Below are 5,945 nucleotides of genomic sequence, written 5' to 3' on the forward strand. Positions count from 1 at the left end.
TTTTGCTCGAAAGTAGAAGTTGTCGTTATCCAGATCCACACGCCGATGAATAATCAGCCGAGAGCCATAAATACTGCTGTCTTGTCGATCTTGATACTGACCTGCCATTGCCGAGAACTGAAACCTTCGCATGAGAACTGCAAACTCAACGTGACTGGTTCGTGACTTTTAGGCAAGAAAAACCGTGCAAAATCAGTATTCGGGACTCTCTCGGGACATAAAAAAATGGCTCGCAATTTCTTGCAAGCCATTGTTTTAATTGTATTTTCTGTAAATACAGAATTAACGCTTGGAGAACTGGAAGCTCTTACGGGCTTTGGCTTTACCGTACTTCTTACGTTCAACCACACGGCTGTCGCGTGTCAGGAAGCCTGCAGCCTTCAGGGCCGCGCGCAAGGACGGATCAAACAGCTGCAGCGCCTTGGAGATGCCGTGCTTGACCGCACCAGCCTGACCAGACAGGCCGCCGCCTTTGACCGTGGCAACCACGTCAAACTGACCAGCAACACCGGCTACGTCGAACGGCTGGCGCAGGATCATCTGCAGAACGGGGCGTGCGAAATACACGTCCTGATCTTTGCCATTGACGGTGACTTTGCCGGAACCGGGCTTGATCCAGACACGGGCAACAGCGTCTTTACGCTTTCCTGTGGCATAGGACCGGCCGAGGTCGTCTTTGACGGGCTCACGGTTGATTTCGATCGCAACGGGCGCGTCTACGCCTTCAGCGACTGCACCCAATTCTTCGAGGGAGTTCACTTGATCGGCCATTATGCGGTCCTCGTGTTCTTTTTGTTCATCGCCTTGACGTCGAGAACTTCGGGCTTCTGGGCGTCCATGCCGTGCTCGGTGCCTGCGAAGACACGCAGGTGTGTCATTTGCTGGCGGGACAGGCGGTTGCCGGGCAGCATGCGCTTGACGGCCTGCATGACGACACGCTCGGGGTGGGCACCCTCAAGGATTTCGCCGGTGGTGCGGGATTTGATGCCGCCCACAGTGCCGGTGTGCCAGTAGTTTGGCTTTTCACGCTTGTTGCCTGTCAGCTGCACCTTGTCGGCGTTGATGACGATGACGTTGTCGCCCATGTCCATATGGGGAGTGAAAGTGGCTTTGTGCTTACCACGCAGCCGCATGGCGATGATCGAGGCAAGACGGCCCAGAACAACGCCCTCGGCGTCGATCAGGATCCACTTCTTTTCGATATCCGCCGGAGTAGCAGAGAAGGTTTTCATGTATCTGTCCTAATGGAGTAAGGACCCCGTGATGGGGCCCTGCATTCGATGGGTGGCTTTTACGGGGGTGTAGGGGCCCGGTCAACAGGCCTTATGTCGAAACAATCGTTCCAAAACAACGTGTTACAAAAACGGTATTATTTTACCCCATCAGCTTTCCATGGCATTGGACGGATTCCCCAACATCCGGTCCATTTCGCGCAAAGCCTCAAGGCAGCGGGCGTCCGACACGCAGGTTCCGATGGCCAATCGCACGGCATTGGGGGCCTTGTCATCGGGCAAGGCGAATTCGTCTGCGGGCTTGACCAAAATGCCCCGCGCTTCGCAAGCGGCCATGAACCGCGAAGACCGCCAGCCGGTGGGCAGGTTGAGCCAGATAAACGGCGCGTCCTCCCGCCAGCGGATATCCCAGCTGCCCAAGGTATTGACCGCCATGCGCACACGGTTGGCGATGGCATCAGTGACCTGTTGGCGGATACGCGCGGCGTCGCCCGTCTGGATCAGATGGGTGCACACGTCGGTGATCGGCTGCGACACGCCATAATGGGCCGATTGCGCGACCTGCCTTAAATCCGCGCCCTGCCCCGATGGCGCCACGGCAAACCCAAAGCGCAGCGCGCCGCTGACGGATTTGGTCAGCGACGACACATAATAGGTCTGTTCGGGCAAAATCGCGCGGTAGCTGGGCAGGTCAGACAGGATCGAAGCGTGGCAATCATCGTCGATGATTGTCAGGTTCAAGGACCGTGCGACCTCTGCGATCGCGACCTTGCGGTCCAGCGGGGTGGTGATCGTCGTGGGGCTGTGGACCGAAGGCGACGTAATCAACACCTGCCCGCCGTGTTCACGGTAGGCGGCGGCCAAAGCCTCTGGGATGATACCGTGATCGTCCATGGCCACGCCCACGACCTTCGCCCGCAACAAACGGCCTGCGTGGCGCACGCCGGGATAGGCCAGTTCTTCGGTCAGGAGGACGGGCGACGGCCCGCTGAGGACCGCAAGCAACGACAGCACCACCGCATTTTGCGCCCCGTTGGCCAGCACAATGTGATCGGTGTCGACCGCACCAATATCCGTGCCCGACATCCAGTCCATCACCGCACCGCGCGCCTCTAGGTCGGTTTCAGGTGTGGGGTAGTTGATATGACGACGCCGGTGGGATTGGCCCACATGCACCAAGGCTGCATCAATGGCACGCCCCTGCCCCACGTCCGGCACACGACTGGACCTGAAGTCCGCGATGGTTTCATCGACCGTGTTGATCAGGGGCACATCCTGCACGGGCGCACGTACCGGCCCATCCGCAACAAAGGTCCCGCGCCCCACGCCTGCGGTCAGACGGCCCTCGTCGGTCATCAACGTATAGGCCCGCGCGACCGTGCCCGGCGTGACGCCCACCTGATAGGCGAGGTCCCGCACGGGGGGCAGTTTCGATCCCGGCGGCAATTGTCCCGATACAATCCCTTCACGGATCGCTTCGGCCAAGGCTCTGTACTTCGACCGGCCTGCGCCATCCACCTTCGGCAGCCATTTTGTATCAGGTACAATCATTTCGTTTACCGACTCATTGCTGCTTTGTATCTATAACTTAGGCACAATGCCTTATTGTATCAATACAATCAACCCCGTGGCTGAAAAGGAGCATCCCCATGTCACACGCTCTCACCGATACCCGCCTGTCCGTCCTGTCCGATGCCGACCGCCTGCCCGCGGTCGCCTCCGTGGCTGTGATCGTCGCGGTTGCGGTGACGAAATGGGATGCCCGCCGGCGCACGCGCAAACATCTGACGAAACTGCCACCGCACCTTTTGTCTGACATTGGCCTTGATGCCATGACGGCACAGCAAGAGGCCGCAAAGCCGTTCTGGCGCGACTGAACGGGCGCAACAAGCGCTATACGATCTTCCTGACTGGGCCGGTGGAAACACCAGCCCTTTTTTATGCAGACTTAAGGTTGCCAAACGCCGCCCAACCCGTACGCTCCCCCTAAAGACTAAGACACGTCCAAGGGCAGATGAACCGATGTTTTTCGCAGGCCTCTCACCGGTTATTGCCGCCCTCGCCCTGATCGCGGGCTCTGCTGTTTTGGGCATTCTCCCCGTCAGGAAGCTCATCCAGGTGCGTGAAGCCAAGCATGAGCTGAAACACGGATCAGCCGGGTTCATCCGCACCACATCAGGCTGGATCGTCATCGCCATCTGGCTGGCGCTTACATGGTTTGTCGCCACGATCCTTGGGGATTGGTCGGTAACAGGTGATCTGTCCGGTGCCATTGACCGCGGTTGGCTGCGCTTGCAGATCCTTCTTGAAATCCTCGCGGCCTTGGGGGACGACTGATGTCTGATCTGCAATGCCCCAACTGCGCAGGCCAATGCCGCTATGCCCCGCTGAGCCAGTCGTTGGAATGCACCAGTTGCAGCACAGCACACCCCATTGCCGTTGATCCCAGCGTCGATCCGGCCGAGGAGTTTCACTACCACCCTGATCTGCCCCACACCGAACAGCGCAGCCACACCGGCGACACGCTGCGCCAATGTGAAACCTGCGGCGGGCAGGTCGTGTTCATTGGCCCTGCCCTGTCGGACCGCTGCGCCTATTGCGATGGGCCGATTGTGCTGGGGCCAGCAGATGTGTCCTATCAGACGGTGGGGATGATCCCCTTTGCATTGGGCGCAGGCGACGCCCAATCCCGCATTGAGGCTTGGGTGCAGGCCCGTCACGCGGCCCCGGATAATTTGCCCCAGATCGTGGCCCAAGGGCGCGTTGCGGGCATCTACGTGCCCTTCTGGACCTTCGACAGCCAAGAGGCCGTGAATTACATGGTCCGGTACAAAGTGCGGTCCAACAAGAAATGGCGCCACCGATCGGTCAAGGACAGCATGACCACAGGTTTCGACGATATGCTGGCGCCTGCCTCACCCCATGTGACCCCGTTGATCCGCGACGGTATTTTGCATGATTTCAACCCCGCAGACCTGCGCCCCTACACCCCCGCCTATATGGCCGGTTTCGCGGCGGAACGGCATTATGAAACCGTGACCGAAGGGCTGTCCTCCAATGCCGCAGACAAGGACCTGCTGCTGCGCAACCGGATCAAACGTCATTCGGGCAAACGCAACATCACGTCGGTCAGCTACAAAACCCACACCACCGGCATCAAATACCGGCGCATCCTGCTGCCGGTCTGGATTTTGCATTACACCTACGGCGGCAAACCGATGAAGGTGGTGACCTGCGGGCTCCATGGCCGCACCTTTGGCGAACGCCCGTTTTCGATGAAGAAACTGTTTGGCTATGCCGTGGCGATGTCTACCTCGGCCGTAGTGGCAGGCTGGCTCTGGGGGTCTATGGGCCTGCTTTAGCGCGGCGGGATCGAATAGGTCAGCGACGCGCGCGCCACCGGTTTGTCCGCCGCACCTTCGCTGAACAACCGCCCCTCACAGACTGCCAAAGCGCGGCCCAGTTTCAACAGCTCCATCCGGCACAAAAGCCGCCCCGGCGCAGGTTTGCGCATGAAGTCGATGGAACAGTTTGTCGTCACCGCCAACGCCACCGGCCCCAACGCGCTGAGAATACAGAAATACGCACAGACATCGGCCAGCCCGAACATCGACGGCCCCGACACGGTGCCCCCCGGACGCAGGTGTTTGTCAGAGGCGGACAGCCCCATCACCACCACAGGCGGGGCCACCTCGACAAAGTCGAAATCCCCCGCCACCTGCGGAAAGTCCCGTTCCAAAAACGCCTGCAGCTCTGCGGCATTCATCTTCATATCCATGGCGTTTCCCTTTGTGCTTGCCTAAGCTTGCGCAAGATATGCCAAAGGACAAGCCATGACCTTACTGACCCGCACCGATGCCGACCACATCGCCCATCTTGAACTGAACAGCCCCCAGAACCTCAACGCGCTCAGCGATGCGATGATCGCAGCTATCCAAAGTGAATTGGACGGGCTGCGGACGGACACGCAAGTCCGCGCCGTGATCCTGTCTGGGGCAGGCAAAGCCTTTTGTGCGGGCCATGACCTGAAAGAAATGCAAGCCGCGCGTCAGAACGAAGACGGCGGCACCGCAGCCTGGAGCGATCTTTTTGCGCGCTGTTCGGCGATGATGCAGACGATCCAATCCCTGCCCCAACCGGTCATCGCACAGGTACACGGAATTGCAACGGCGGCGGGATGTCAGTTGGTGGCCACCTGTGACATGGCCGTCGCAGCAGACACGACACGTTTTGGCGTCAACGGCGTGAACATCGGCCTGTTTTGCTCAACCCCCATGGTGGCGCTGACCCGCAACGTGCCGCGCAAACAGGCCTTTGAGATGCTGACCACGGGGCGGTTCCTCTTGGCGTCAGAAGCACGCGAGATTGGCCTGATCAACCATGCGGTCCCAGACGATGAATTGGCGGCCGAGACACGCAAACTTGCCCTCACCGTCGCCGAAAAACTGCCCCTCGCGGTCAAGATCGGCAAACAAGCCTTCTACAGCCAATCCCAGATGACCACCGCTGAGGCTTACGCCTACACCGGTCATGTCATGGCCGAAAATATGGATCACGCCCAAACCAACGAGGGCATCAGCGCCTTTTTGGAAAAACGCACCCCGAACTGGGACACCTGACGCGGACTGCTCCACCCGCGCGCCCTGCGTCCGTTGTCCGCGCCCTTGTCTTTGTCTCAAAAATATCCCGGGGGTTTGGGGGCTGGCCCCCAAT

General features: G+C 59.4%; 8 protein-coding genes. 4 read left to right on the forward strand and 4 right to left on the reverse strand.

Features of this window, described 5'->3' with window-relative positions:
- Positions 1–282 precede the first annotated feature (282 nt).
- The 3 genes from rpsI to ACTG36_RS16305 all read right to left on the reverse strand — a co-directional run bounded on the left by rpsI (position 283) and on the right by ACTG36_RS16305 (position 2,783).
- A complete protein-coding gene (rpsI, locus tag ACTG36_RS16295) occupies positions 283–771 on the reverse strand; it encodes a 30S ribosomal protein S9 (protein WP_375281311.1) in 489 nt (162 codons plus the stop codon).
- Positions 771–1,232 (reverse strand): 50S ribosomal protein L13, encoded by a 462-nt coding sequence (gene rplM / locus ACTG36_RS16300; RefSeq protein ID WP_375281312.1) that lies wholly within the window; start codon positions 1,230–1,232, stop codon positions 771–773. Before rplM ends, rpsI begins: the two co-directional genes overlap by 1 nt.
- 150 nt (positions 1,233–1,382) lie before the next feature.
- Positions 1,383–2,783 (reverse strand): PLP-dependent aminotransferase family protein, encoded by a 1,401-nt coding sequence (locus ACTG36_RS16305; protein ID WP_375281313.1) that lies wholly within the window; start codon positions 2,781–2,783, stop codon positions 1,383–1,385.
- 98 nt (positions 2,784–2,881) lie between these two features.
- Between ACTG36_RS16305 and ACTG36_RS16310 the strand changes: the two genes are divergently transcribed.
- The 3 genes from ACTG36_RS16310 to ACTG36_RS16320 all read left to right on the forward strand — a co-directional run bounded on the left by ACTG36_RS16310 (position 2,882) and on the right by ACTG36_RS16320 (position 4,594).
- Complete coding sequence (locus ACTG36_RS16310; RefSeq protein ID WP_439142961.1) at positions 2,882–3,109, forward strand: DUF1127 domain-containing protein; 228 nt, start codon at positions 2,882–2,884, stop codon at positions 3,107–3,109.
- A gap of 145 nt (positions 3,110–3,254) precedes the next feature.
- Positions 3,255–3,569: a hypothetical protein gene (locus ACTG36_RS16315; protein WP_375281315.1), complete on the forward strand. Its 315-nt coding sequence runs from the start codon at positions 3,255–3,257 to the stop codon at positions 3,567–3,569.
- Positions 3,569–4,594 (forward strand): hypothetical protein, encoded by a 1,026-nt coding sequence (locus ACTG36_RS16320; protein WP_375281316.1) that lies wholly within the window; start codon positions 3,569–3,571, stop codon positions 4,592–4,594. Before ACTG36_RS16315 ends, ACTG36_RS16320 begins: the two co-directional genes overlap by 1 nt.
- On the opposite strand, the gene ACTG36_RS16325 is transcribed toward ACTG36_RS16320, so the two are convergent.
- Positions 4,591–5,010 carry a PaaI family thioesterase gene (locus ACTG36_RS16325; RefSeq protein WP_375281317.1) on the reverse strand — a complete coding sequence of 140 codons (420 nt, stop codon included), beginning with the start codon at positions 5,008–5,010 and terminating at the stop codon, positions 4,591–4,593. The two genes, ACTG36_RS16320 and ACTG36_RS16325, sit on opposite strands and share 4 nt — an antisense overlap.
- Positions 5,011–5,065: 55 nt before the next feature.
- Between ACTG36_RS16325 and ACTG36_RS16330 the strand changes: the two genes are divergently transcribed.
- Positions 5,066–5,851, forward strand: a complete 786-nt coding sequence (locus ACTG36_RS16330) for an enoyl-CoA hydratase (RefSeq protein WP_375281318.1) — start codon at positions 5,066–5,068, stop codon at positions 5,849–5,851.
- The last annotated feature ends 94 nt before the right edge of the window (positions 5,852–5,945 follow it).

It is taken from the genome of Pseudooctadecabacter sp. (assembly GCF_965657175.1).
Taxonomy (GTDB): Bacteria; Pseudomonadota; Alphaproteobacteria; order Rhodobacterales; family Rhodobacteraceae; genus Octadecabacter.